This is a genomic window from Paenibacillus cymbidii (genome assembly GCF_004764705.1).
Lineage (GTDB): Bacteria > Bacillota > Bacilli > Paenibacillales > NBRC-103111 > Paenibacillus_AN > Paenibacillus_AN cymbidii.
Window position 1 is genome coordinate 18,502 of sequence record NZ_SHLX01000056.1, and the last position, 25,065, is coordinate 43,566.

Sequence of the window (25,065 nt, forward strand, 5' to 3'; positions counted from 1 at the left end):
CGAACCGCTCGCCTTGGCGACTCCCGCCGCGTGCCGCTTACATCATCATCTGCGGGTCGACGTCGACGCTGATCTGCAGCCCTTCCTGCCGGCATACGTCGTCGAGCGACGCAACCGCTTCGCGGACGAGCTCGGACATGCGCACAGTTCCCCGATATTTTACCACGCATTGGAACCGATATCTATCTTTGATCCGCGAAATGGGCGACGCCACCGGGCCGAGAATGTCGCAGGCGAAACCCGGTTCGACGGCGGCCGACGCGGCCAGCTCCTTGAGCCGCCCGGCCAGCGATTCGGCCGACTTGACCAGGAGCTGCGGATTCTCGTGCGACAGCGTCAGCAGAATCAGCCGGCTGAACGGCGGATAACCGAGTTGGCGGCGAGAATCGAGCTCGACGCCGGCGAAGGCGCCGTAGTCGTGATCCGCCGCCGTCACGATGCTGTAATGCTCGGGCGTATACGTCTGCACGAACACTTCGCCCGGAAGCCTGTGGCGCCCGGCGCGGCCCGCCACTTGCGTCATCAACTGGAACGTGCGCTCCGCGGCGCGGAAGTCGGGCAAATGCAGCACCGTGTCCGCGGCAATCACACCAACAAGCGTTACATTAGGAAAATCGAGCCCTTTGGCCACCATCTGCGTGCCGAGCAGCACGTCCGCCTTGCCGTCGCCGAACAAGGTCAGCCATTTTTCGTGGGCGCCCTTTTCGCTCGTCGTGTCGACGTCCATCCGGATGACGCGGATGCCCGGGAACAGCTTGCCGAGCTCCTCCTCCACCCGCTGCGTGCCGGTGCCGAAATAGCGGATATGCTCGCTCTCGCAGCTCGGGCACGTCTTCGGCTGCCTTTCGGCGTAGCCGCAATAATGGCAGCGCATCGCGCCCGCGTTCTGGTGGTAGGTGAGCGAAATCGCGCAGTGCGGGCAGCCGAGCGTATGGCCGCAGGTGCGGCACATGACGAATGTCGAGTAGCCGCGCCGGTTGAGCAGCAGCACCGACTGCTCGCCGCGCTGCAGCCGCTCCTGCAGCGCCTTGTACAGCGGGCGGCTGAACATGGCGCGGTTGCCGCCCTTGAGCTCCTCGCGCATGTCGACGATGCGCACCGGCGGCATCGGCCGGCCGGCGACGCGCTCGCGCATTTCGAGCAGCTCGTAGGCGCCGGACAACGCGTCGCGCCCGTTCGGCAGCGTGCGCTCGAAGCTTTCGAGCGACGGAGTCGCCGAGCCGAGCACAACCGCCGCTCCCGCCGCGCGCGCCCGTTCGATCGCCACGTCGCGGGCGTCGTATTTGGGACTGTCCTCCTGTTTATAGGAAGCTTCGTGCTCTTCGTCGATAATAATCAAGCCCAGCCTGGCGAACGGGGCAAAAATGGCCGACCGCGCACCGATTGCCATTTTCACCCGGCCTTGGGCGATTTTGCGCCACTCGTCGTAGCGCTCGCCGTTCGACAGCTTGCTGTGCAGCACGGCAACGTCCGAGCCGAACCGGCTTTTGAACCGTTCGACCATTTGCGGCGTGAGCGATATTTCCGGCACGAGCACGATCGCTTCTTTGCCTTTGTCGAAGCAGCGCTGGATCGCCTGCAGGTACACTTCCGTTTTGCCGCTGCCGGTTACGCCCTTCAGCAGAAAGACGCGGTGCTCGCCGGCCGCAAGCGTCGCGCCGATGGCGCCGAACACCCGCTGCTGCTCCGCCGTCAGCGGCAGCGGCTCGGTCCGCGCGAACGTACGGTTCGCGTACGGATCGCGGAACGCCGTCACTTCGCGCAGCGCGATAAAGCCTTTGTCCGCCAGTTCCTTCACCGTGCCCGCGCCAACCTCCAGCGCCAGCATCAGCTCGGTCAGGCGGATAGGCGCCGGATGCTCGCGCAAATAGCGCACGACGTCGCGCTGCCGCTTCGCCCGCGCCGGAATCAGCTCCAGCGCCGCGTCGAGCGATTCCGGGCGCTCCGGCGGAAACACGGTCAACACCTTTTTTGCCGCCATCCGGTCTTTGACCGTCTGGCTTTCCGCCAGCCAGCCGGCGCGAATGAGCCGGCGAATCGCCGCGCCGCAGCCGGGGAAGCGGTGCTGCACCGCTTCAAGCGTGACGCTGCCGCGCTCCCGCACGAAAGCGACGATATCGTCGTCGCCGAACAGCTCCTCCGCGGCAAAAAGCTCCGCCTGGCCAAATGCGGCCTCCTCCGCCGGCTCGCGCGATGCGCCGCCGGTCCACGCCGCTGCCGGCTCTTCCGCCGCCGCGCCGAGCGTCAGCAGCCGCTCGTACTTCGCCTTCAGCGCCGCCGGGATCATCGCCTGCAGCGCGGTCACCTCGTGGCACAAGTATCGGCGGCTCATCCAGCCGGCCAGCGCCACGAGCTCGCGCGTCAGCGGCGGTTCGGCGTCGAGCACCTGGTCAAGCGGCTTCAGCTTGGACGCCTTGACGCCGGCTTCCTCCTCCAGCGCCACGACGAAGCCCTGCAACAGCCGCGGCCCGAACGGCACGGCAACTCGACTGCCGACGTCAACCCAGCCGACGCAATCGGCCGGCACGATGTAATCGAATGCGCGGTTCGTCTGCCGCGCGGGCACGTCCACGATCACTTTGGCAATGGTCATGCCCGGCGCTCCGCGGCGCGGGGCGCAATCAACGCAACCAGCCGGCGCGCGGCCTCCTTCTTCCCGAGCAGCGGCATCGCTTCGACCAGGCCGGCTTCGTCGTATACGCTGACGATATTCGTATCCCCGCGAAAACCCGCACCTTCCTGCGACACATCATTGGCTACGATGAGATCGCAATGCTTGCGGCGAAGCTTGTCGAGCGCATGCTGTTCGAGCTGTTCGGTTTCAGCGGCGAAACCAACGATGAAGCGGTTCCCCTTGCGTTCGCCGACCGTTTGCAAAATATCGGGATTTTTCACCAATTGTAACGTCATCGTTTCAGCATTTTTCTTGATTTTTTGCGGCGCTATCGTTTCGGCCCGGTAATCGGCCACAGCCGCCGCCTTGATGACGATGTCCGTTTCCGGCAGCCGCGCCATCACCGCATCCAGCATGTCCAGCGCCGATTCCGCCCGCACCGCGTCGACGCCGGACGGCAGCGGCACCGCCAGCTTGCCGTACACGAGCGTCACCTGCGCGCCTGCGTCGCGCGCGGCTTCGGCGACGGCGATGCCCATTTTGCCCGACGAGTCGTTCGTCATGTAGCGCACCGGATCGATCCTTTCGACCGTGCCCCCCGCCGTCACCAGCACGCGTTTGCCGGCGAGCGGCTTCGGCTGCTCCGCCTCGCGCAGCGCCGCGGCGATCGCCGCGAACAGCTCGTCCGGCTCGGCCAGCCGGCCTTTGCCGACGTAGCCGCAGGCGAGCTGGCCGAAGCCCGGCTCGATGAAACGCACGCCGCGTTCCTCCAGCTTGGCCATGTTTTCCTTGACCGCCGGATGGTCGATCATATGTACGTTCATGGCCGGCGCGACCAACACCGGAGCGAGCGTCGCCAGCAGCGTCGTGCTGAGCATGTCGTCGGCGATGCCGTGCGCCATCTTCGCCAGCATGTTGGCCGTGGCCGGCGCCACAACGACCAGGTCGGCGCGGTCGGCCAAATCGATATGGGAGACGACGGAAGCGTCCTTCTCGTCGAACGTGTCGGTGATGACGTCGTGGCGCGACAGCGTCTGAAACGTCAGCGGAGCGACAAATTTCGTCGCCGATGCCGTCATGATGACGCGCACGTCGGCGCCGGCCTGCGCCAGCTTGCTGCACAGCGCCGCCGCCTTGTAGGCCGCAATGCCTCCGCATACGCCAAGCACGATCGTTTTCCCTTGCAGCATCGTATGCCGCCTCCTCGTTAGGTTGCGTAAAGGAAATTTACACTCCCTCAAAAATAACCTGCAAAAAGCGGCTGTCGATCGATTGCGGAAGGTGGCAACCTTCCCCGAAGTTCGCCTTATTCGCTCCAATCCGGACGGCGGGAGCGAATTAAGTCGGTTTTTCCGCCTTATTTGCTCCTCTCCCGGCAGCAGCGGCGAGTTAGGCCGGTTTTCCCGCCTTATTCGCTCCAATCCGGACAGCAGTGGCGAGTTAGGCCGGTTTTTCCGCCTTATTTGCTCCGATCAGGACAGCGGCAGCGAGTTAAGCCGGTTTTCCCGTCTTATTTGCTCCGATCCGGGATTTAACCGTTCGTTTAGGCGCGAAGGCGATGGGCTCCATCGAAAAAAGCCAGTGAAACACTGGCTATTCGGATCAAACGACGGCTCATTTCGACTTGCAGCCCCGGTCGCCGGGACTTCCCGCCCTCCACTTCGGCCGTGAAAAAAAGAACAACCTGGTCCAGGTTGTCGAGGGCCTTGCTTGTAGATTACTCTTCTTGTTGCTCTTTGCCTTGCAGCTTCTCGTAGTGAATATAATCGCCGTACAGCTCTTCGAGCGCGATGCCGACCTGCTTGTGCGAGCGCGGCGCGCGCAAATCCGACTTGGTGCCTTCGCGCAGCTTGCGGGCCCGCTTCGCCGCGGCGACAACGAGCGAATATTTGCTGTCGACTTTGCCGAGCAGCTTGTCGATTGACGGATACAACATAACTTAACGCACCTCCTCCAGCCATTGCTTGATTCTCGGGATGTACCGCTCGCGCCTGCAGCGTTCCGCTGTAACAATCGCTTCGATGCGGCCGCAGGCGGCTTCCACTTCGTCGTTCACAATGGCGTAATCGTAATGCTCCAGCAGTCCGATCTCCTCCAGAGCGACGCTCATGCGGCTGCGGATCGTTTCTTCGGTTTCCGTTCCCCGCGTGACGATCCGGTTGCGAAGCTCGTGAAGCGAAGGAGGCAGCAGAAAAATGAATACCGCATCGGGAAAATTGCGCTGCACCTGCAGCGCTCCCTGCACTTCGATTTCGAGGATGATATCCCGCCCCGAATCGATGGTCGACTTGACGAACGACATCGGCGTGCCGTAGAAATTGCCTACGTACTCCGCCCACTCCAACAGTTCGCCGCGTTCGATCATCGCCTGGAACTGCTCTTTCGTTTTGAAGAAGTAGTTGACGCCGTCGGTTTCGCCCGCGCGCGGCGCGCGCGTCGTCGCGGAAACCGAATACACCAACTCTTTGCTGCGCCGCCGCAATGCCGCGCAAACCGTGCCTTTGCCGACGCCCGAAGGACCGGAAAGCACGATCAGGCTGCCTCGTTCGCACGCGGCGACGCCGCATGTATTATTCGTCATGATCATCTTCCTTGTTCGCAAGTCGGTGTGCCACCGTCTCCGGCTGCACGGCGGATAAAATGACATGGTCGCTATCGGTTATGATAACCGCGCGGGTCCTTCTTCCATACGTGGCGTCGATCAGCATATGGCGATCGCGCGCTTCCTGAATAATCCGTTTGATGGGGGCCGATTCCGGGCTGACGATCGAAATGATTCGATTCGCCGACACGATATTGCCAAAGCCGATATTGATGAGTTTGATAGCCATATGGCCCTCCCTGCCGTTCGCCAGCTGCAAACGGATTGTACAGTCGCTTCCGACCCTATTTTAATGCATTTTGCCTAACGGTACAAGGGGGAATCCGCTCGTCCGGACTTGCGCCAAACATAGCGCGTCAGTTCCGCCGTCATCTCGAAAAAGAGCATCGGCGTCATAAAATAAATGCCGTTGAAATGCTCCAGCGCCGCGTCGACGAGCTCCTTGGCGATTTCCACGCCCATTCGCCGGCCTTCTTCGCCTTCAAGCCCCGCCATTCGCTGCCGCACTCCCTCCGAGATGCGGATGCCGGGCACCTCGTTGTGCAGAAATTCGGCGTTGCGCCCGCTGAGGAGCGGCATGATGCCGACGAATATCGGCGTGTCGAGATGCTTCGTCGCTTCGTGCATCCGCCCGAACTGGAGCGGATCGTAGATCGGCTGCGTCATGAAATAATCGGCGCCGGCGGCGATCTTCTTCTCCATGCGTTGCACGGCTTTGTCGAGATGGCGCACGTTCGGATCGAACGCGGCGCCGACGACGAAATTCGCCTTTGCCTTCAGCGGCTTGCCGGAAAAAGCGACGCCGTCGTTGAGCTGCTTCGTCATGCGGATCAGGTCGAGCGACGTCAGATCGAACACGGAGCTTGCGCCGGGCAAATCGCCAACGCGGGCCGGATCGCCCGTTATCGCCAGCACATGATTGATTCCGAGCGCGTGCAGCCCCATCAGGTGCGACTGCGTGCCGATGCTGTTGCGGTCGCGGCAGGCGATGTGCAGCAGCGGCCGAACGCCGACGCGATCCTTGACGAGATAGCCCATCGACAAGTTGCTCATGCGCGTCATCGCCAGCGAGTTGTCGGCCATCGTCACCGCGTCCGCGCCGGCTTCGCGCAAAGCTTCCGCGCCGCGCATGAACTTGTCGATCGCGAGGTCGCGCGGCGAGTCGAGCTCGACGATGACGGTCGGGCGCTGGCGGACGAGGTCGACGAGCGTCGGCTCGGCGGCGTCAGGCGCTTCGGCCGGCGCCGGCTTCGCTTGGGCAATCGCTTTGGCGCGCACAGCCGGCGCATCCGCTTCCGCCGCCGGGACGTAGCCCTTCAGCGCGCCGGCAATTGCCGCAATGTGCGCCGGCGTCGTGCCGCAGCAGCCGCCGACGATGCGCGCGCCCAGTTCGGCGAAGCGCACCGCCGTGCCGGCAAAGTAATCCGGCGTCGCGAGGTACGTGTAGCGGCCGTCTTCGTAGCGCGGCAGCCCCGCGTTCGGGAACACCGAAAACGGCCCGGGCTCGGCCTGCACTTTCTCCAGCGCCCGCATGATGCCGTCCGGCCCGCTGTGGCAGTTGAAGCCGACGACATCGGCGCCTTCCGCCTGCAGCTTGCGGAACACGTTCGCCACCGGCTGCCCGTCCTGCGTCATGCCGCCGCCGTCCGTGGCAAGTTGACAGATGACGGGGATGTCGCTCAGCGAGCGCACGATTCGCAGCGCCGCGAGCAGCTCCTCGGCGTCGTAGAACGTTTCGAGCAGGATGCCGTCCGGAGCTTCCGCCAGCAGCGCCGCAATCTGCTCCCGAAGGTCGCTCTCGATGTCTTCGAGCGGGATGCCGAGATGGCGGCCCGAACGGATCGAACCGACGCTGCCGACAACGTAGGCCCGGCCGGCCGCCGCTTCGCGGGCGATCCGCACGCCGGCGCGGTTGATCGCTTCCACTTCGGCTTCGAGCCCGAACTTGGCCAGCTTGCCGCGGTTCGCCGCAAACGTGTTCGTTTCGAGCAGCCGCGCGCCCGCCTCCACGTATTGCCGGTGAACATCGAGAATAACCTCCGGCCGGATCAGATTGAATTCCTCAAACGACTGCCCGACCGAAAAACCGAGCTGGTACAAATACGTCCCCAGCGCCCCGTCCGCCACGATGATGCCGTTGTCGAGCGCTTGCCGCAAAGGTTGTTTCATCGTCATAGCGCCGTCTCTCCCGTGTACACTTCTTCCGCCGGGCCGGTCATGTAGACGCGGTTGTCCGCCTCGCTCCATTCGATCTGCAGGTCGCCGCCGGTCAGCGTGACCGTCGCGCAACGGTCGGTCAGCCCGTTCAGCACCGACGAGACGAGCACCGCGCAGGCGCCCGTGCCGCAAGCGAGCGTCGGGCCGGCCCCGCGCTCCCAGACGCGCATGATCGCATGCCCCCGCGACTCGACGTGGACGAACTCCACGTTGATCCGCCGCGGGAAGAGCGGATGATGCTCCAGCTTCGGTCCCCATTCGTACAAATCGACCGCGGTCGCGTCGTCGACGTAGATGACGCAGTGCGGGTTGCCCATGGAAACGGCGGTGAAGCGAAACTCGCGTCCGTCCACCGTCACCGGATAGTCGCGTACGAGCGCTTCGTCGATCGTAGTCGGCACCTGCATCCCCTGCAGCACCGGTTCGCCCATATCGACCTTGATCGACGCCGCCTTGCCGCTGCCGTCGTCCGTGACGACGACCCGCTGCACGCCGGCGCCGATCGTCTCCACCGTCAGTTCGCTGCCGGACGCGAGGCTGCGGTCGTACAAATATTTGGCGACGCAGCGGATCGCATTGCCGCATTGCTCCGCTTCCGAGCCGTCGTTGTTGACGATGCGCATCCGGAACTGCGCCTTCGCCGAAGGCAAAATATAAACAAGGCCGTCCGCGCCGATCCCGAAATGCCGGTCGCACAGCTTGACGGCAAGCTGCGCGGCATCTGCGGGCAGCTCTTGCAGACCGTAAATGACAATAAAATCGTTCCCCAGTCCGTGCATCTTCGTAAACTTCATCGCGGTTCCCTCTCGTTCCCTCTCGCCATCTGCATCGTTTTAGCCTCTATCATACCGCAAAACGCCGCGTTCAGGTAGTGTTTCCCGTCCGCCTTTTTACGCGACCGGCGCTGCGAGGTTTCATTACGAGATAAAATGATTCCCCTTCGATCGGCAAGCGATCGGCCAAGCCGCTTGACGGACAACCTGCAAAACTTATAGAATGGTACCAGATTATCATACCTGCATTACCGGAGGAGCCTGCCACCAGCGGGCTCCTTCTGTCTTTTTTTGCCTGCGGGTGTCCAGGTATGCAACTCTTCCGGAACGGGAAATGGTAAGACTGTCATTCGTCGGGAGGGACTCATGGAGCAACAAGCCATTTGGGCAATCATTATTTTTCTGCTTATTTACGGACTGATTATTTCGGAGAAGATTCACCGCACAATCGTAGCCATGATCGGCGCCGCCATCATGGTGGGATTCGGGATCGTCGATCAGGAAACGGCCGTCCATCACATCGATTTCAATACGCTCGGACTGCTGATCGGAATGATGGTCATCGTCAGCACGACGGCGGAAACCGGCGTGTTTAAATTTATCGCCGTCTGGGCGGCGAAGAAAGGCAGAGGCGAGCCGAAGCGGATTTTGATCCTGCTGTCGGTCATCACGGCAGTCGGCTCGGCGTTCCTGGACAACGTAACGACGGTGCTGCTGATGGTGCCGGTCACGTTCAGCATCACCCGGCAGCTTCGCCTGAATCCGGTTCCGTTCCTGATCGCGCAGATCGTGGCGTCCAATGTCGGCGGAACGGCGACGCTGATCGGCGATCCGCCGAACATCATGATCGGAAGCGCGGTCAAGGAATTGGACTTCGTGGCGTTCATCGTCAATCTGGCGCCGCTCGCGATCATCGTGATGGCCGTCTATTTGCCGCTCTTCCTGCTGTTGTTTCGCAAAGGGCTGCAAACGACGCCCGAGCTCAAGCAAGGGCTCATGAGCATGGACGAAAAAGAGCTTGTCACGGACCATCGTCTGCTGCGCAAATGCCTGATCGTGCTGGCGCTGACGCTGATCGGCTTCTTTACGCACCAGCTCGTTCATTTGGAGTCGGCAACGGTCGCGCTGGCCGGCGCCTTCCTGCTTCTGCTGCTGACCGGCGAACATGCGATGGAGGAAGCGTTTGCCAAAGTGGAGTGGATGACCATCTTTTTCTTCATCGGCTTGTTCGTGCTTGTCTCGGGGCTCGTGGAAACCGGCGTCATCGCCCGCCTGGCGGAACAGGCCATCGATCTTACCGGCGGCGATCCGGTCGCCACCTCGCTGTTGATCCTGTGGCTGAGCGCCATCGCCTCCGCCTTTCTGGACAACATCCCGTTCGTCGCCACCATGATTCCGCTCATTCAGGAGATGGGTCGCATGGGGGTCGACAACCTCGAGCCGCTGTGGTGGAGCCTGGCCATCGGGGCTTGCCTGGGCGGCAACGGCTCGCTCATCGGCGCCAGCGCGAACCTGATCGTAGCCGGCCTGGCAGGCAAGGAAGGGTATCCGATCCGGTTCGTCGCTTTTCTGAAAGTGGCGTTCCCACTCATGCTGCTGTCCATTGTGCTGTCCACCGGCTACATTTATTTGCGCTATTTGTTGTAATTCTATTCCATTTCACGGGAGGCGAACGAAATGCTGACGTACGATTACGACCCGGCGGTGATCCGGATCGCCGAATCGCAAAATGAAGACGATACGGAATTTCAAATCCGGATTATGCAGGAGCAGCCGTACCTGGAAGCGATGAAACGCGTGCAGAAGACGTTCGACGAAGACCGTCATTACACCGATGTCCTGTTCTACGTCTACCCGGAGCACGAATACAAGGTGATTGTTCGCAGGGAGCATTATGCCGATTTCGTGCTGGAGCTGATGAAGCGCCGGCTGCTGCGCAAGGTGGAATGGGCATAGCGCCGTCCGGCGCGATCGAAACGGGGACGCCGCGCCGGCGTCCCCGTTTGTTACTCCCCGCTTCCCTTCGCCTGCTCGATCTCCTGCCGCTTCCGTTTCACTTCCTCCAGCGTCGGAAGCGTCATATCCTGCAGCATCCGCTTCCAGCCGTCGTCGCACAGACACACGCCGCTCTCGTCCTTGAACAAAATTTCGACAACTATTCCTTCTTTTGTTTTCATCATCATGCCGCTGCCGTTCGCCCTTTTCCGTGCCGCCCTCGGCAGCGGCTACACACGAGGCAGCCGGAGCCGCTCGTTCGCCGACACGATGCCGGCCGCCTTCTTGCGCGGCTGCTCCCAGTACACTTCGCTTCCCGGCAGATCGTCGAACCAGGCCGCCTCTTGCGGACAATCCAGAATCATCATCCGGCCGTAACGGCCGTCGCGGGACTGATGATATTTCAAATAGGCCTTGCCGCCCTCGATCGCCAAAATTTCGATTTTGCCCGACGTATGGCTCATGGAGAGACGCACTCTTTTGCCGAGACCCGACGTCAGCGACTTGGCCTTCTCGACGATCCGGTATACCCGCTCGAGCGGCAGCACAAAATCCGCATTGCCGGCCACGGGGCGATTGACAAAAAAGTAATAGGGCGTGACGCCGGCCCAACTCAGCTTGTCGAGCAGCTCGCCGAGCACTTCGGCGTCGTCGTTGATGCCGCGCAGCACCGGCGTCTGGTTGACGACGATGGCGCCGGCCTGGTGCAGCGCCTCGAATGCCCGCTTGGCCTCTTCCGTAATTTCGCGCGGATGATTGATGTGGGCCATCACGTAAATGCGCTTGTCGACAGTGGAATGCCGCTGGATCATGTCCAGCAGTTGGTCGTCTTCGTAGATGCGCATGGGGTTGAACACAGGGAGCTTGGAGCCGAGCCGGATAATGCCGACGTGTTCGATGTCGCGGAGCCGTTCGATGATCGATCGAAGCTTGGCGGTTGACAGGATCAGGCTGTCGCCGCCGGTCAGCAGCACGTTGTTTATTTCGGGGTGTTCGGCGATGTAGGCCAGCCCGGGCTCCACTTTTGCCGACGTTTCGCTGATTTCGTCCTGGAACAGCCGCTTGCGGAAGCAATACCGGCAATACGCCCCGCACACTTCGGAAACGAGCAGCAGCGCGGTCGTGGCGTATTTGTGCTGGCAGCCGGGCACGACATAGTTCGTGTCTTCGTCGGAGGCGTCCCAGCGGCCGTATTCGGACAGCTCCCCTTCGTTCGGAATGACGAGCCTGCGAATCGGATCGTGCGGGTCGGCCCAATCGATCAAGCCCAAATAGTACTCGTTGACGCGAAACACGAACCGTTCGGCTACCGCCTTGAGCTTCCGTCGCTCCGGCTCCGGGATGTGTTCGATCCTGTCGATGTCGGTGATGTACTTCGGTTGCGGCATTCATTTTCCTCCCTCATGAAATGGAATGAAGGATGGGAATCGGCGAAAAAACAAAAAGACCCGCGATGCGGATTGCGCCGAAAAACAGCGGCAATTCGCTCCGGGTCCTGGCCACAGGCAGACCCGGATTTACGGGTCAGCATGCAAAAAAGCAGCACCGAATACGCGACCCATCCTATGCTGACGAGGTTAGCTGTCGGGCTCGGGAAAGATGGTTCCCTTCATAATGAATGATGCGCCCCAAATGCGTGGTTCCCCCGCTTTCCGCTGCAGGAGCGGAAATTAAGCTTGGTATTATCTTACACAACCGTTCCCGTACCGTCAACTTGCCGCATGCGAAGAAACCGCAAAAATACACGCAACTTCCAATTGTTGTCCCTTGCATCAAGAACGTGTGTTCGGTGTATAATAGAAATACGAACGTACATTCGCAGGTGATAAAATGGAACGCACAATTCTCATGGCCGACGGACAAAGCTTTTACGCCAGCATCGAAAAGGCGGCCCACCCGGAATGCCGCGGCAAACCTGTAGCGGTCGGGGATCCGACGCGCCGCAGCGGCATTATTCTGGCCGCCTGCCCGGTTGCCAAGGAGCGCGGCGTAACGACGGCCGAACGGGTCGGCGAAGCGCTGGCCAAGTGCCCGGATCTTGTCGTGATCCGGCCGCGCATGCAAACCTATATTTCGGTTTCCCTGCTGATTACGGAAATTTTCGAATCGTTTACCGATCAAGTGGAGCCGTATTCCATCGACGAACAGTTTCTCGACGTGACAGGCTCGCTCGCCCTGTTCGGTTCCGCCGAACGGATTGCCCGCCTGATCCAGACGCGGGTCCAGCTTTCGACCGGCGTATGCGCGCGCGTCGGCATCGGCCCGAACAAAATTCTCGCCAAGATGGCGACGGACAACTTCGCGAAACGGGAGCCCGGCGGCATATCCGAGCTTTCGCGCGCCAACATCGAAGAGAAGCTCTGGCCCTTGCCCGTGCACCGGATGTTTATGGTGGCCGGGCGTATGACCGCCCATTTTGCCCGCATGGGGCTGCACACGATCGGCGACATCGCCCGTCTCGAGCTCGGCGAATTCAAACGGCGGATGCGCGCCCGCATGGGACGGCAGAGCGACATCCAGGCGGAATATTACTGGCAAACGGCGAACGGCATCGACCCGAGCCCCGTCGTCTCCGGCATGCGCAGCCAGATCAAGATCATCAACCACGGCCGCGCCCTGAAATGGCAAACGTACCGGACGTTCGCCGACATCGAGCCGCTCATGCTCGAGCTTCTCATCGAAGTTTGCCGCCGCGCCCGGCGATACGGCTACATGGGCCGGGTCGTTGCGGTGGCGGCTGCGGAAACCGACGGACAGCGGTCCTCCGGCTTCGGCCGGCAGATGACGCTGCCGCGTCCGACCTATTTGGAACACGAGCTTTCCTCGGTCGTTCGTTCGCTGTTTCTGACCCATTGGAAAGGCTTGCCGCTTACCCATCTGCACATCACGCTCACGGATCTGTCGCGGGACGAGTGTTACCAGTTGGACTTGTTCGAGGATCGCAGCCGGCTCATCCGACGGGAAAAGACGGTCGACGCCATCAAGGAACGGTTCGGAGCGACGGCCGTCATCCGCGCGTCGTCCTTGGCGCCAACGGCGCAGGCGTTTGAAAGGGCAGTCCAAATAGGAGGTCACTTTGCATGAGCAAACTCGAGGGAAACGGCCGCTGGCAGTCGAAGATGGCGCTCACGGAGCATGTGGAGCAGTACGAGGCGCGCAACGAATCCGCGTCCTCCCGGCCGACGCCCGCGGAATACGAGCTGGCGCGGGATTTCATGCTGCTGCCGCATCTGCTGACCATGCTGGAGCGGAGTATGGAGGAAATCAAACACTCGACCAATATTTTAAGACGGCTCTACCTGATCGCCACGCAAACCGTCATGAATCAGCTCCACAAAGATATTAATGCGCTGCGCCGGGAGCTTAGCAAACGCAACATCAAAGTGATCGCCGACGAGCAGATGGACCCCGTGATTTATTACAAAATCATTTGTCGCGGCTACGAGGAGCGGTTCGGCATCGTGCGCGATGTCGTCCGCTCGGAGATCAGCGTGCGGTTGACGAAGTACGTAGCCGACATTGCCAAGCTGCTCGAGCAGCACGGCAAATGATGCGCGCGAGCCTCGCGAACCGGCGCTTCTCCTCTTCCTTGCGGCGGATTGCAGCCGCGCGCCCGATTGGCTGGAAACGGAAGAACCGCCCCCGTCCGCCCGGCTTGTCCCGGCAGTCGCGAGGCGGTTCTTTCCTTCTCCCGGGCTTACGCCGTCAATTGCGGCAGCAAGGCGTCCAATTGCGCGAACGTAATCGTCAGTCCTTCGACCATGCCCACGTCCATCGTCCACTTCAACGTTTCGGCGGTCGGCAGCTCAACGCGAAGCACAAGCCTCGTGACGCCATCCGTTTCCGTAAAAGTAGCCGTGCACGTCTGCTCCGGAATGTCGTCCGTCGGGTTGCCGTGTTCGTCGGCGAACAGCGACGTGTATACGAGCCGCTCCGGCGATTCGATTTCCCGGTACACGCTGCGGCACCAATGCTCGTCGCCCGCGGTCGAACGCATGCAATAATGCCACACGCCTCCGGGACGCAAATCGACGCGGCACACGGGAATCGTATAGCCGGCCGGCGCCCACCAGCGCGCCAAATGCTCGGGACGCGTAAACGCCTGGAATACGAGCTCGCGCGGCGCCTGAAATATCCGCTCCATCACAAAGTCCTTCTCTCCTACCTGCACATCGCTTCGCGCTTCATATGCCGCCATCGGGTTCCCTCCGTCATTTTGGTTGGGCGATACAATTGCCGGGCAACTTGTACCCTCATGCCTTTAATATATCCAATACGGAATATTCTTGTCAAGGAATATTCAAAATTTTGCCCGGAGCGCTTCATTAGCGGAAACAGTATTCCTTGACCGGCATATTCATTTGTAGTATGTTCAAGTTGGAAAGGGGAACGCTGTATGACGTCACGAGCAGCTTGGGAACAATCATGAATACGGCAACTTTAAGCGCGCTTGCCGAGCCGAACCGATTGCACATCGTCGAATTGCTGCGCGACGGAGCGCTGCCCGTCGGTGAAATTGCCGATCGGCTCGAGCTGCAGCAGCCGCAAGCCTCCAAGCATCTGCGCGTCCTCAGCGATGCAGGCCTCGTCGAAGTTCAACCGATTGCCAACCGGCGCATCTACAAGCTGCGGGCCGAACCGCTGCAAGAGCTGGACGGCTGGCTGGATTCGTTCCGCCGTTTATGGGAAGACCGATTCGACCGACTGGACGAGTATTTGCAAGACATGCAGCGAAAAGACAAGACGTAGCAGCCGCATGCGCCGCAACAACAAACCTTGCCGTGAGAAGGAGCGAAACTGATGAGCATAAACGTGTATCTGAATTTCCAAGGCAACACCCGCGCCGTCGTCGAGTATTATGCCGAGGTGTTCAACCTGGGAACGCCGAACATTATGGCGTTTGGCGATGTGCCGCCGGACCCGAACTACCCGCTTCCGGAAGAAGCCAAGTCGCTCGTCATGCATGCGCGGCTGGAAATCAGCGGCAGTGTGGTCATGTTCTCCGACACGTTCCCTGGCATGCCGTTCACCCCCGGCAACAACTTCAGCCTGTCGCTCGTCAGCACCGATCTGGAGGAAGTCAAGGCGGCATTCCACAAGCTGAAGGAAGGCGGCAGCGTGACGATGGAGCTGCAGGAAACGTTCTGGAGCAAATGTTACGGCAGCGTTGTCGACAAATTCGGCATCGCCTGGCAATTCAACTACGACACCGGCGAGATGGCGATGTAACTCCTCCGTCGCTCATGCATACAAGGCTGCCCCGCGATGGGACAGCCTTTTTGCCGTTGGTCGAACGATGCCGCAGATAACGGCAACATCCGCCATAATCTTACAGTCCGATAACAAACTAATGACGCTGCATTAACAAACCGGGGATATACTGGAAATAACTTTACGGAAAGGAGACGAATTCATGGCACTGGCCCATCAACCCTCATCCGGCCGCTTGTATATCCCCGAACACATGTCGATCGGCAACAATGAATCGCTGCAAGCGCTGCTTTGCACCGAGCTGAAGCAAGGAACGTTGTCAGCCAAACAAATGGACGACCTGCAAACACGCTGCTGCCGCGAGCTGTCCGAACTGCGCCAGGAACTCGACACGCTGCTCGAAGAGCTGCGCGACTGGCTGCGCGTTCGCCGGACGGGGTGCCCGTAACCCGGGCAACCGCCGCTCCTTACCTGAATGGATCGAACCCGATATCCCCCTGCACCTCCGAGCGCTTCCCGCCCCCTTTCAGCTTCCGGCAGGAAACAAAACCGTTCGTCCCGTCACCTGCAACCCGTTTTTGGCATCGCGGACCGAAAAAGTGTACAATCGAAACAAACGCGTTTTTGGAGGTGGCCCCATGGCGGATGAAGAAGTGATTTTGACCCGGGAAGGCATGGCCCAGCTGGAGCAGGAGCTCGAAGAGCTGAAATCGGTCAAGCGCAGAGAAATCGCCGCGCGGATCAAACTGGCGATCAGCTACGGCGATTTGAAGGAGAACAGCGAGTATCATGCGGCGAAAGACGACCAGGCATTTATGGAAACGCGCATCGCCGTACTTGAGAAGATGCTGACAAGGGCCAAGGTGACCGATGCGTCCAGCATTGATCTGTCGCGCGTTCACGTCGGCTGCACCGTCGTGCTGAACGATGTCGAATTGGCCGAAACGATGACGTACCGGATCGTCGGACCGGCCGAAGCGGACGTGTTCGACAACAAAATTTCGTACGAAAGCCCGCTCGGCACCGCCCTCATGGACAAAAAAGTCGGCGAAATCATACGCGTAGCCGCACCCGACGGACTGATCGAATACGAGTTGCTGGAAATTCGCGCAATCGGCTAACCGGCGCTTCGCCGCCCGATCCGGCGAGCGCGTTGCAGACGCCAACCGGCACAACGGCTCCCGAGGCGCCAAATTGACGGCGGCGTTCGTGACGCCGGCAGCTCGGCAAGCTCCTTCCCGCTGCGGGTCGCGCGTGTGTCGCAAGTCATGCCGGCAATCTGCAGCGTCGTTTGAGCCCCTATCCAATACCATCCGCCAAAAAAAGGACCGATTGCGCGGCTCTGCAAAGAGCGGACGAAAAAGAGCGTGTCCGCTTGCCGTCCATCGGCCAGGCATCAAACGACCGAGTAGCCTTGTTCCTCGATCGCTTCCTTGATCTCCTCGAGCTTGACTTTCGCCTCGTCGTATTCGACCGCCACGGATTTGCCGGCCAAATCGACTTTGCCGGACGCTCCCGCTTCCTTCACTGCGCCTTCCACCGAACGGACGCAATGGCCGCACGACATGCCTTCCACATGCAACGTAACATTTTTCATGACGAGTTCCTCCTCGGAAAATAATGATCGGGCCTTTACTTCATCAGCTTGTTGACGGTAACGAGCAGTTCTTCGATCACGTCGCGATCGCCAGACTGGATGCGTTCCACGACGCAGCTTTTCATATGGTTCTCGAGCAGCAGCTTGCCGACGCCGTTCAGCGCCGATTGAATGGCGGCGATCTGGTTGAGCACGTCGTCGCAGTAGGTGTCTTTTTCGATCAGCCCTTTGACGCCGCGAATTTGCCCTTCGATCCGGTTGAGCCGGGACACGAGATTCGCTTTCGTTTTATCGGAATGATGGCTTCTGCGCGGCTCGCCTTCCGCGGCGCAGCATTCCGCTCCGTTCTGCTCCGTATGCGCCGTATGCTCCATGTTCATCACCGCCCCCTTGACACCAATATACAATACCCCCCATGGGTATGTCAAACAGAAATTTCACCCGCCCGCCGCACATCCGCATCATTGTCACACAGTATATGCCGATCGGGCTTGCGCTATCCCTTCGCTTGCCGCGCCAGGAATCGCCGCAGCCCGACCGGCAGGCGGAAACGTCGCTTCATTTGCCGAATTCCCGGTCGAACTCCTCGTTGCGCCGCGCCACTTCCGCCCGCATCTTTCCGAGCGCCGGAGCGAGCCACGCTGCCAGCAGCGACTCCCAGACGAGCAGCGCAAAACCACACACGCCAAGCGCGATGCCGATCCGGCTCGCGGCCAGCCCGCCCGTCTCGCGCAGCGCCGTGCCGAACTTGCCCGGCGGCGTCGACCAGGCATGAATGTTGACCAAGTCTTGAGCCGCCGCTATGTGCGCCGCCGCATACAGCAGAATGCCTCCCAGCAGCAAAAACCCTCCGGCGATAATCCGTTTCATCGCTTCTCCTCCTTGTTGCCGCCGCTTGCTCCCTGCCGCGCGGCTGCCGTCAGCGGGCCAATTCGTGAGCCGCAAACGCGGCTTTAACGATATCGTACGACGGCTTCAGCCGTTCGTGCGTCAGCGGATATTCCCAATCCTGCCACTCGTACAGCGGCATATCCGCCGCACGCAGCATGCCGTTCGCCGCCGCGGGCAGCGAGTCCGCTATGGCGGAACCGGCCGGCGCAAGCTGCAGCTTGTTTATGTCCTGGTCCGGCTTGTAGGTGACGACGGCCACGCGGAAGCCCGGCGTACGCACGCTCGCGCCGATGCCGTCCCGCCGGATGTCCCCTGTCGCTTCGTGCGTGCTGGGGTCCTTGATCTGCAGCAGCTGCCACGGAATGCGCAGTTCGACGATTCCATTATCGGCGTTCGCCGCGACATCCGTCAACGAATCGTACTGCGGGCTGTCCGGGTCGGCATTGCCGAAACGCAGCACGCCCGTTTCGTACGACTCGAACGGAATCACTTCATCCGCCGCCCCTTTCCGGTCCGGGAACGACAGTTCCTTGTTGAGCGTCAGCAGCTGCCTGTGGAAGATCCCGTTATTGATCTTATCCGCGTAAGGCGCCTGCGGGATCATGCCGAGCATCCGCCCGTATTGCAGCTCGTGCAGGTCGTAGTAGCTGTCGACCCACACCCGCGAAGCGTCCGGCCCCTTGATGTCGATCGCCAGATCGAACCCGGCGTCGCTCGTCAAACCGCCTCCGCCCGGCACCGTCAGTTGCCCCTGACCGGGCACCGTGTCGAGCAAAATTGTCGCCCCTGTCTTCGTCCAGTCGAGCGGCTGCCCGCCTCGGCCGAAATCGAGCCGGAAATATACATACCGCTCGTCGCTGGCCATATACAGCCGCTCGATGCGGCGCTGCTCGTCGTAGCCGTCGCCATAAGCGTGCGGCGCGCTGCCGCCGGAAGCTTCCGCAAGCGGCCGGATGCCGGCTTTTGACCAGTCGCCCGTTTTGCCGTCCGCTTTGACCAGCAGGTCCTTCGCTCCCGGATCGAAGCTCAGCAAGCCGAAGTTTTGCTCGCTAGTCTGCACGTTCGACCAGAACGGCCGGCGGTCGGGATCGTCGTAGTCCATGTTGTTCCACGTCCGTTTGAACCATTCGTCCTGCCAGGTGAACACGAGCCCCCCGGCCAACCCTTCGCGGTGAATATCCTCATACAGTCGGCTGACGATTTCGCCTTGCTCCTTCTCGGAATGGAACCCCTGGTTCCAGCCGCTGACGTTGCGATGCGTCATCCCCCGCGAGGAAGGAATGCCGAACTCCGCCACAAGAACCGGCATCCGGTGCGCCTTCTTCAAATCGTTCAGGTAGCCGGCGTAGTTGTTTTTTTCGCCGCGGTGATCGATGTAGTTGATGTAGCTCTTCTCGTAATTCAGAAAATCCGGGTAATACGGATACACGTGATAGGAGGCAAAATATCCCGCTTTCAGCGCCGGCGTCGGCCACATGACGTTCGGATCGACGGATACGGCGTCTTCCTTGGCGAGCGGCTCGGCCGGATGGTGCAGCAGGTCGGTCGTCACCCAGTTCGTAAAGCTGATCGGCCGCTGCCAGCGATACGTGTCCGTTTCGTACCGGACCGTATCGTCGAGCGCACGCGCCAGCCACGTTTCGAACGGCGACGCCGACTGCGTGCGGAAGTACGTGCCGGCGTAATCCGGCGCGCCCGCATGATTGGCATTCGTCGACTGGACAATGTCCGGATCCCATTCGACGCCGATGACCCAGCCAAGCACATACTTCGACACATCCGCCTTGTATACGCCGGAAGCGTGACCGGGCCTCGCGGGAATGTCCGCCCGCCCGTGAATGACGTCGATGATGCGCCGCGTCTCCTCGGCAAATTCCTGCGCGTTCGCTTCGTCGAACACGTCTCTCGTCTCGAGCAGCTTGTCTTCGTTCATCCAGATGCCGTGCAGCACGTACAGCGGATGCTTCGCATGCTCGTTATACTCCAGCAGCGCCTCGTAGAAAGCGGGCGGATGCAGCGTATACACGCGGACGACGTTGGCGTTCATCGCGCCGATCTCGCGAAACCAGCGGGCGTATTCGGCTTTCGTAATCGCCGCCTCACCGGGAAAATGGCCCGGCTTGGCGATGCCCATATTCACGCCTTTCAGCAGCATGTCCTCTGCCTTGCCGCCGCGGTAGCGCTGCAAATACTGGCCGCCGACGTTGGCCGGAATCGTAATGCCGTCGACTTGCACGGTCTCCGCCCGGTCGAGCGGATCCAGCATCCCGGACAGCCATACGACGACAGCGACGACCGCCAGCAGGACAACGCCGGCCGCAGCCGCAATCAGGCCGCGCCGCAGGCGGGCGCTGCCGTACTTCTCGCTTCGCAAGCTTCTCATCGGCCGCCGCCCCCTCCCGCTCCCGGTCCTACGGAAATGCCTTTGCGGACCATCTCTCCCCACTCCTGACGTTTGCCGAGAATCGCCTGCACCAGCCCGCGGCAGCGCCACACCGTCTGGATCGGGCGATACCAGAACGACTCGGACAACGCCCACCAGAACAGCCGGGATATGTCGGCCACCCGGTTGTATTTGCGCAGGCCCCATTCCTCAAGCAGCACCGCCCCCATCGACAGAAACGAGCCGTACAGCACCATCGAAGCGAGAAGCAGCGCGCTGAACGCCGCGTTGATATCGCCAATCAGCAGATGGGCGACGAGCAGCGCGTAGCCGCACAATTCGACGACGGGACCGAGCAGCTCGACGAACAAAAAGTACGGCATCGACACCAGCCCGATCCGGCCGTAGCGCGGGTTCAGAATCATGCCGCGATGACGCCACAGGCTTTCGAACAGCCCGCGGTGCCAACGAATGCGCTGCAGCTTCAGGATGCGCAGCTGCTCGGGCGCTTCCGTCCAGCAGACCGGGTCGGGGATGTAAGCGATATGCGCCTTGCTCTTCTTCCTGCGGATCAGCCGATGCAGCCGCACGATCAGCTCCATATCTTCCCCGATCGTGCCGGTTTCGTAACCTCCCGCCTCCAGCAGCCAATCTTTGCGGAACACGCCGAACGCGCCGGACACGATCAGCAGCATGTTCATTCGGCTGAGCCCGATGCGTCCCATCAGGAACGCCCGCATGTATTCGATCACTTGCATCACGACGATCCGGTTGCGCGACAGCCGGATGTCGCCGCCGAGAAACCCCCGGTCGACGAAGCTGCCGTTGGCGATGCCCACGCTGCCGCCGCAGGCGATAATTTCTTCGCCGGGCTTTGCCTCCGCGATCGGTTTCATGATTTTCAGAAACGCGTCCGGATCGAGCACCGTGTCGCCGTCCAGCGAAACAACGTACGGGTAATGGGCCAAATTGATGCCGACGTTCAAGGCGTCGGCTTTGCCGCCGTTCTCCTTGTCGGCGAGCACCAGGTTCGGGTGCCGGCGCGACCGGTATATGCCGCGAACCGGCTTCGTCGCTTTCGGCAGCCCCGACCAGGGCACCTGGTGTTTTACTTCGAACATATCGAACTCGTCGATCATCCGCTGCAGCGTGGCATCCTTCGATCCGTCGTTGACGACGATGATTTCGTAGCTGCCGTAGTTGATGCCGAGCAGCGACCGTACGCTGTCGACGATGTTGAGCGCTTCGTTGTAGGCCGGCACCAGGATGGACAAGGGCGGGCTGAACGAGGAATGGAGCAGCTCTTCGTAATGGAAGGGCGGGATGTCCGAATCCGCGCGCAGCGTGCGAAACGCGACAACGAACAACGCGAGATAGAACAGCGCGACGAGCGCAACGTAAGCGGCAACGACGACGGAGCCGACCGTCGCGATGACGGCCGGCCATTCACTCCACGTTCCGTTCATAGCTCCTCCTCTCCAGCATCTCCCCTGCCGCTTCGCGCGCGTAACGGTCGGGATGCTGCCCGGCGATTCGCGCCAAATGCGTTCCGCCTTGGGGGTAGCGGCCGATCGCTTGCGCGGCTTCGATGCGTACGGCGTAAGCTTCGTCGCCGATCATTTGCTCCAGCAGGCTGCGGTAGCCCGCATTGCGCACTTCTCCCATGAGCCGCGCCGCCATCAGCCGCTCCGGCCACGGATACCCGCGCCAGTCGACGTAACGCGCCAGCAGCGCATCCTCCGCGCCTTGGCTCAAGTAGCCGAAATTGGCGGCAGCCTTGAGCGCGCGCACGCGCAGCTCGTCCGACGGCGAAAGCAAGAGCCGCTCATACAGCGCCAGACAGCGCTCCGTCCGGATGTTGCGCGTCCGCAGCACGTCGATCAGGTTGCGCTGCAGCGCCTTGTCGGCTTCATCGAACTGTTCGATCAACTCCTCCAGCAGCTCCGTACCGAGCGCCATCAGCACTTGCCGGTAGCGGTGCTCGGACGAAAGCGGCAGCTTGCCGTGCCGGCCAAGCAGCCATTCCGCCGCCAGCTTGTCCTGGAACGCCGCCAGCGCCCGCAAGGCCCCCCACCATTCCTCCGGCTGCAGCCGGCTGCGGTGCAGGAAAGCGGAAACTTCCGGCTGCAGCCGGTCCATATGAAACAACGCGATATGCGCCAGCGCGTGTTGCCTTATTCGGGTCCGGCGATCGAGCAGCTGATTGCGGTACAGCGGCCCATAGACGTCGCCGGCCAGCCGGTAAATCCGCTCCTGCTCCGCCAACGTGCCGCCCACGCGCAGCCGGTGCGTCAAATACATCTCCAGCGTGCGCCATTCCCACTTCCGCCGGGGCATGAGACGGCGAGAGTTTTCCCCTTGCGTCACGAATCGTTCGATCGGCGATTCCGGCAGCGAGGCGCGCGATGTCCAGGCCGCCATGAAGCCGCGCCGCCGGTTCAGCGCCCACTTGCGCAGCAGCAAGTAGCCGTACAGGACAAGCAGCAAGCAGGCGAAGCCGGCGCAAACCAGCGCGATGGCGCGAACTGCGTCCTGGTCGCTCATCGGCGGCCTCCGGGCAGCAGGCGCCGGATGCGCGCTTCCAGCTCCGGCAGCCGGAACGGCTTCGTGACGTAATCGTCGGTGCCGGCCCGGATCGCCTGCGCGATGTCCGCTTCGTCGCCGATGCCGGTCAGCATCAGGATGCGGTATTTGTCGGCCGGATGCTCGGCGCGCAAGCGGCGCACCACTTCCATGCCGTTCATGCGCGGCATCATCCGGTCGAGGATCAGCAAATACGCTTGTCCGCTTCGATGCCACTCGTCCTGGAAGAACGCTTCCCCGTCCGGATACGTGCGAACGTCCAGCCCCGTTTCCGCCTCCTCCAGGTCGCGGACACGCCGCTCCAGCATGTTGCGGATAAGCGGGTCGTCGTCGATAACGGCGACGCGGCCGGGCCCGGCTTGCGGGGAATCGCCGCCCGGCCCGCTGCCGTTCGCCGCTCCTTGCCGCAGCAGCTGGCCGATCGACATTTTGCGGCGCACCTTGTTCAGCACCCGCGCGGCAAACTCGGCCGGCTCAACCGGCTTCGGGATAAAATCGTCCGCCCCCGACTCGTAAGCCCGGATGCGGATGGCGCTGTCGTTTTGCGCGCTCATCAGCAGGACGGGCATCATCGACATCAGCGACCGTTCCTGCAAGTAAGCGAGCAGCTCGAAGCCGCCGCGTCCCGTCATGACGACGTCGAGCACGACGCAGTCCGGCTTCAGCTCGCGAAACCAGCGCAGCGCCGTCTCCGGATATGGCGTGGCCATCACCATGCAGCCTTCCTGCTCCAGCCGCTCCTTCATGACGCGCAGCAGCGCAACATCGTCGTCGACGAGCAGCACGAGTGCTTCGTGCGGCTTGGCGGGATCGGCGGCTGCCTGCGTTTCTACGGCTGCGGCGGTTTCCTCGCCGGCGGCGGCAAGCTCCCGCAGCGAAGCCGCCGCTTCGCCGTCGCCGGCGTTCGCGCTGCCGCGCAACGCCAGCAGCGGCGCGACGAAGCGCTCCAGTTCGGCCAGCGGCCACAAGCGATCGCCGTACTCCGCCAGCCCGGGCAGCAGCCGTTCGGCGGCAAGCGACCAATCGCCCAGGCCGATCGTCGCCGCCGTGCCTTTGATCCGGTGCAGCAGCCGGTACAGGTCCGCTTCCCGCACCGGTCCGCCGGTCAAACGCCAGGATGCGATCGTCTCGTCAAATTGTCCGATAAACAGCAGTTGATACTTCCTCATCTCGCTCTCCTTTAAGTCGCCGGGTCGAACGGGTTGATGCTTGTTTGAGGGGGTGAACGGTCGGAAGCCACGCCGCGTCGGGCGAGAGGGGTGAAACCGGGGATTTGACTTGCGCTTGCACTTCTGCGGCGACGGCGTCATGTTAGCGTTTGCTTTTCACTGTTCCCCTATTATAGCCGTTGTGGCGGCGGACGGAAAAGCCCTAATTTTGGCGGAAATAGGTTTGTCGTGCAAGGAGATGAGACCTGCTATCCATGCCCTTGTGCGCATCCCCATGGTATAATATCCCATAAGTGCTCCAAACAAGGAGGAAACGAGTTTGAACAAAATCATCGCCCATATCGTCGCTTCCATCGCCTCGCTCTTGCTTCCCATCCTCTTTTTTGCCCTCGCCTATTGGGATGTTCACCGGCCCAAAGTCGGCCCGATCGGCGACGGCCAGCTGCATATCTCCTTCTATCAGGCGCTTCCGGGCATTCTTTTGTTTCTGTCGGGATGCTTGAACTTGCCCCTTGCGCTTTACCGTTACAAGAAGCATCGGGACGAGATGCGGGAAGAGTGAGCGTGGCGGATCTATTACACCTTAACCTCCTCCAAAGTATGTGGGGGCTGCAGCGCAGGTAACATGCGCTATTGGTGCCGCGACGCATACAGATCGGAAAGTAGATACGCCGTAACTGCAACCTGATACCAAACGGAAGGTCGAGGCAAGCAGCGAGCGAAATAAGGCTGATTTCAGCCTTACAGCGACGCTTCGCCGAGCAGCGAGCAAAATAAGGCTGATTTCAGCCTTACAGCACCATTTTCCCAAACGGAAAGCAAAATAAGGCCGATTTCAGCCTTGCAGTGCCACCTCGCCGAGCAGCGAGCGAAATAAAGCTGATTTCAGCCTTACAAAGACGCTTTGAATTTAGACTAGAAAGTAGACACACTGTAACAGCGACCTGATACAATACAAACAAACGAAAGGTCGAGGTGTGTCATGGGAAATATCCGCCAACATTTTGATGAGGAGTTCAAACGCCAAACC

General features: G+C 61.2%; 26 protein-coding genes and 1 riboswitch. Of the genes, 9 read left to right on the forward strand and 17 right to left on the reverse strand.

Translation table 11 applies throughout. From position 1 onward, the window contains the following. Nucleotides 1-37: 37 nt before the first annotated feature. From priA to dapF, 7 genes are all read right to left on the reverse strand, one after another. Nucleotides 38-2,593 (reverse strand): primosomal protein N', encoded by a 2,556-nt coding sequence (gene priA, locus EXY20_RS37825; protein ID WP_135557630.1) that lies wholly within the window; start codon nt 2,591-2,593, stop codon nt 38-40. Next, nucleotides 2,590-3,804: a bifunctional phosphopantothenoylcysteine decarboxylase/phosphopantothenate--cysteine ligase CoaBC gene (gene coaBC, locus EXY20_RS37830; RefSeq protein ID WP_135557631.1), complete on the reverse strand. Its 1,215-nt coding sequence runs from the start codon at nt 3,802-3,804 to the stop codon at nt 2,590-2,592. The genes priA and coaBC overlap by 4 nt, the downstream gene beginning before the upstream one ends. A 527-nt stretch (nt 3,805-4,331) precedes the next feature. Continuing rightward, nucleotides 4,332-4,550: a DNA-directed RNA polymerase subunit omega gene (gene rpoZ, locus EXY20_RS37835; RefSeq protein WP_135557632.1), complete on the reverse strand. Its 219-nt coding sequence runs from the start codon at nt 4,548-4,550 to the stop codon at nt 4,332-4,334. Between the two features lie 3 nt (nt 4,551-4,553). Continuing rightward, nucleotides 4,554-5,195 (reverse strand): guanylate kinase, encoded by a 642-nt coding sequence (gene gmk, locus EXY20_RS37840; RefSeq protein WP_135557633.1) that lies wholly within the window; start codon nt 5,193-5,195, stop codon nt 4,554-4,556. Continuing rightward, a complete protein-coding gene (remA, locus tag EXY20_RS37845; RefSeq protein WP_010269798.1) occupies nt 5,185-5,445 on the reverse strand; it encodes an extracellular matrix/biofilm regulator RemA in 261 nt (86 codons plus the stop codon). Before remA ends, gmk begins: the two co-directional genes overlap by 11 nt. Nucleotides 5,446-5,519: 74 nt before the next feature. After that, nucleotides 5,520-7,385, reverse strand: coding sequence for a bifunctional homocysteine S-methyltransferase/methylenetetrahydrofolate reductase (locus EXY20_RS37850; protein ID WP_135557651.1), 1,866 nt, complete (start codon nt 7,383-7,385; stop codon nt 5,520-5,522). A 2-nt stretch (nt 7,386-7,387) separates the two neighbouring features. After that, nucleotides 7,388-8,227, reverse strand: coding sequence for a diaminopimelate epimerase (dapF, locus tag EXY20_RS37855; RefSeq protein ID WP_135557634.1), 840 nt, complete (start codon nt 8,225-8,227; stop codon nt 7,388-7,390). Between the two features lie 345 nt (nt 8,228-8,572). Between dapF and EXY20_RS37860 the strand changes: the two genes are divergently transcribed. Both EXY20_RS37860 and EXY20_RS37865 read left to right on the forward strand, forming a co-directional pair. Next, nucleotides 8,573-9,853 carry an ArsB/NhaD family transporter gene (locus EXY20_RS37860; RefSeq protein ID WP_135557635.1) on the forward strand — a complete coding sequence of 427 codons (1,281 nt, stop codon included), beginning with the start codon at nt 8,573-8,575 and terminating at the stop codon, nt 9,851-9,853. A 30-nt stretch (nt 9,854-9,883) separates the two neighbouring features. Next, entirely contained in the window at nt 9,884-10,162 is a 279-nt protein-coding gene (locus EXY20_RS37865) for a hypothetical protein (RefSeq protein WP_135557636.1), read from the forward strand. 50 nt (nt 10,163-10,212) lie between these two features. Here the strand turns inward: EXY20_RS37865 and EXY20_RS39395 are convergent, their stop codons facing one another. Both EXY20_RS39395 and EXY20_RS37870 read right to left on the reverse strand, forming a co-directional pair. After that, the gene (locus EXY20_RS39395; RefSeq protein ID WP_167859802.1) at nt 10,213-10,389 is read right to left on the reverse strand and encodes a hypothetical protein; all 177 of its coding nucleotides are present in this window, start codon (nt 10,387-10,389) and stop codon (nt 10,213-10,215) included. A 42-nt stretch (nt 10,390-10,431) separates the two neighbouring features. Further along, a complete protein-coding gene (locus EXY20_RS37870; RefSeq protein WP_135557637.1) occupies nt 10,432-11,589 on the reverse strand; it encodes a KamA family radical SAM protein in 1,158 nt (385 codons plus the stop codon). A 162-nt stretch (nt 11,590-11,751) separates the two neighbouring features. Continuing rightward, a riboswitch (cyclic di-AMP (ydaO/yuaA leader) is annotated at nt 11,752-11,888 on the reverse strand. Between the two features lie 143 nt (nt 11,889-12,031). Here EXY20_RS37870 and EXY20_RS37875 point away from each other — a divergent pair. Together EXY20_RS37875 and EXY20_RS37880 are read left to right on the forward strand one after the other, a co-directional pair. Beyond that, the gene (locus EXY20_RS37875) at nt 12,032-13,285 is read left to right on the forward strand and encodes a DNA polymerase IV (protein WP_135557638.1); all 1,254 of its coding nucleotides are present in this window, start codon (nt 12,032-12,034) and stop codon (nt 13,283-13,285) included. Continuing rightward, nucleotides 13,282-13,752: a hypothetical protein gene (locus EXY20_RS37880; RefSeq protein WP_135557639.1), complete on the forward strand. Its 471-nt coding sequence runs from the start codon at nt 13,282-13,284 to the stop codon at nt 13,750-13,752. Before EXY20_RS37875 ends, EXY20_RS37880 begins: the two co-directional genes overlap by 4 nt. A 146-nt stretch (nt 13,753-13,898) precedes the next feature. Here the strand turns inward: EXY20_RS37880 and EXY20_RS37885 are convergent, their stop codons facing one another. Further along, the gene (locus tag EXY20_RS37885) at nt 13,899-14,399 is read right to left on the reverse strand and encodes an SRPBCC domain-containing protein (protein WP_135557640.1); all 501 of its coding nucleotides are present in this window, start codon (nt 14,397-14,399) and stop codon (nt 13,899-13,901) included. 227 nt (nt 14,400-14,626) lie between these two features. Here EXY20_RS37885 and EXY20_RS37890 point away from each other — a divergent pair, with 227 nt between their 5' ends. The 4 genes from EXY20_RS37890 (at nt 14,627) to greA (ending at nt 16,533) form a co-directional block, all read left to right on the forward strand. Beyond that, complete coding sequence (locus EXY20_RS37890; RefSeq protein ID WP_135557641.1) at nt 14,627-14,950, forward strand: ArsR/SmtB family transcription factor; 324 nt, start codon at nt 14,627-14,629, stop codon at nt 14,948-14,950. 51 nt (nt 14,951-15,001) lie between these two features. Then, the gene (locus EXY20_RS37895) at nt 15,002-15,430 is read left to right on the forward strand and encodes a VOC family protein (protein ID WP_135557642.1); all 429 of its coding nucleotides are present in this window, start codon (nt 15,002-15,004) and stop codon (nt 15,428-15,430) included. A 184-nt stretch (nt 15,431-15,614) separates the two neighbouring features. After that, nucleotides 15,615-15,860 (forward strand): hypothetical protein, encoded by a 246-nt coding sequence (locus tag EXY20_RS37900; protein WP_135557643.1) that lies wholly within the window; start codon nt 15,615-15,617, stop codon nt 15,858-15,860. A 190-nt stretch (nt 15,861-16,050) separates the two neighbouring features. Continuing rightward, nucleotides 16,051-16,533 (forward strand): transcription elongation factor GreA, encoded by a 483-nt coding sequence (greA, locus tag EXY20_RS37905; protein ID WP_135557644.1) that lies wholly within the window; start codon nt 16,051-16,053, stop codon nt 16,531-16,533. A 275-nt stretch (nt 16,534-16,808) separates the two neighbouring features. Here the strand turns inward: greA and EXY20_RS37910 are convergent, their stop codons facing one another. The 7 genes from EXY20_RS37910 to EXY20_RS37940 form a co-directional block, all read right to left on the reverse strand. Next, nucleotides 16,809-17,009, reverse strand: a complete 201-nt coding sequence (locus EXY20_RS37910) for a copper ion binding protein (protein ID WP_135557645.1) — start codon at nt 17,007-17,009, stop codon at nt 16,809-16,811. 35 nt (nt 17,010-17,044) lie between these two features. Then, nucleotides 17,045-17,389 carry a metal-sensitive transcriptional regulator gene (locus tag EXY20_RS37915; RefSeq protein ID WP_407944957.1) on the reverse strand — a complete coding sequence of 115 codons (345 nt, stop codon included), beginning with the start codon at nt 17,387-17,389 and terminating at the stop codon, nt 17,045-17,047. Between the two features lie 178 nt (nt 17,390-17,567). Continuing rightward, nucleotides 17,568-17,879, reverse strand: coding sequence for a hypothetical protein (locus EXY20_RS37920; RefSeq protein ID WP_135557646.1), 312 nt, complete (start codon nt 17,877-17,879; stop codon nt 17,568-17,570). Between the two features lie 49 nt (nt 17,880-17,928). Then, complete coding sequence (locus tag EXY20_RS37925) at nt 17,929-20,283, reverse strand: hypothetical protein (RefSeq protein ID WP_235886399.1); 2,355 nt, start codon at nt 20,281-20,283, stop codon at nt 17,929-17,931. Further along, nucleotides 20,280-21,749, reverse strand: a complete 1,470-nt coding sequence (locus tag EXY20_RS37930) for a glycosyltransferase family 2 protein (RefSeq protein WP_135557647.1) — start codon at nt 21,747-21,749, stop codon at nt 20,280-20,282. The genes EXY20_RS37925 and EXY20_RS37930 overlap by 4 nt, the downstream gene beginning before the upstream one ends. Then, a complete protein-coding gene (locus EXY20_RS37935) occupies nt 21,730-22,827 on the reverse strand; it encodes a HEAT repeat domain-containing protein (RefSeq protein ID WP_135557648.1) in 1,098 nt (365 codons plus the stop codon). Before EXY20_RS37935 ends, EXY20_RS37930 begins: the two co-directional genes overlap by 20 nt. Further along, on the reverse strand, nt 22,824-24,035 hold the full coding sequence (locus tag EXY20_RS37940; protein ID WP_167859803.1) for a response regulator: 1,212 nt from the start codon (nt 24,033-24,035) through the stop codon (nt 22,824-22,826). Before EXY20_RS37940 ends, EXY20_RS37935 begins: the two co-directional genes overlap by 4 nt. Before the next feature lie 319 nt (nt 24,036-24,354). Between EXY20_RS37940 and EXY20_RS37945 the strand changes: the two genes are divergently transcribed. Further along, nucleotides 24,355-24,597, forward strand: coding sequence for a hypothetical protein (locus EXY20_RS37945; RefSeq protein ID WP_135557650.1), 243 nt, complete (start codon nt 24,355-24,357; stop codon nt 24,595-24,597). Nucleotides 24,598-25,065 lie beyond the last annotated feature (468 nt).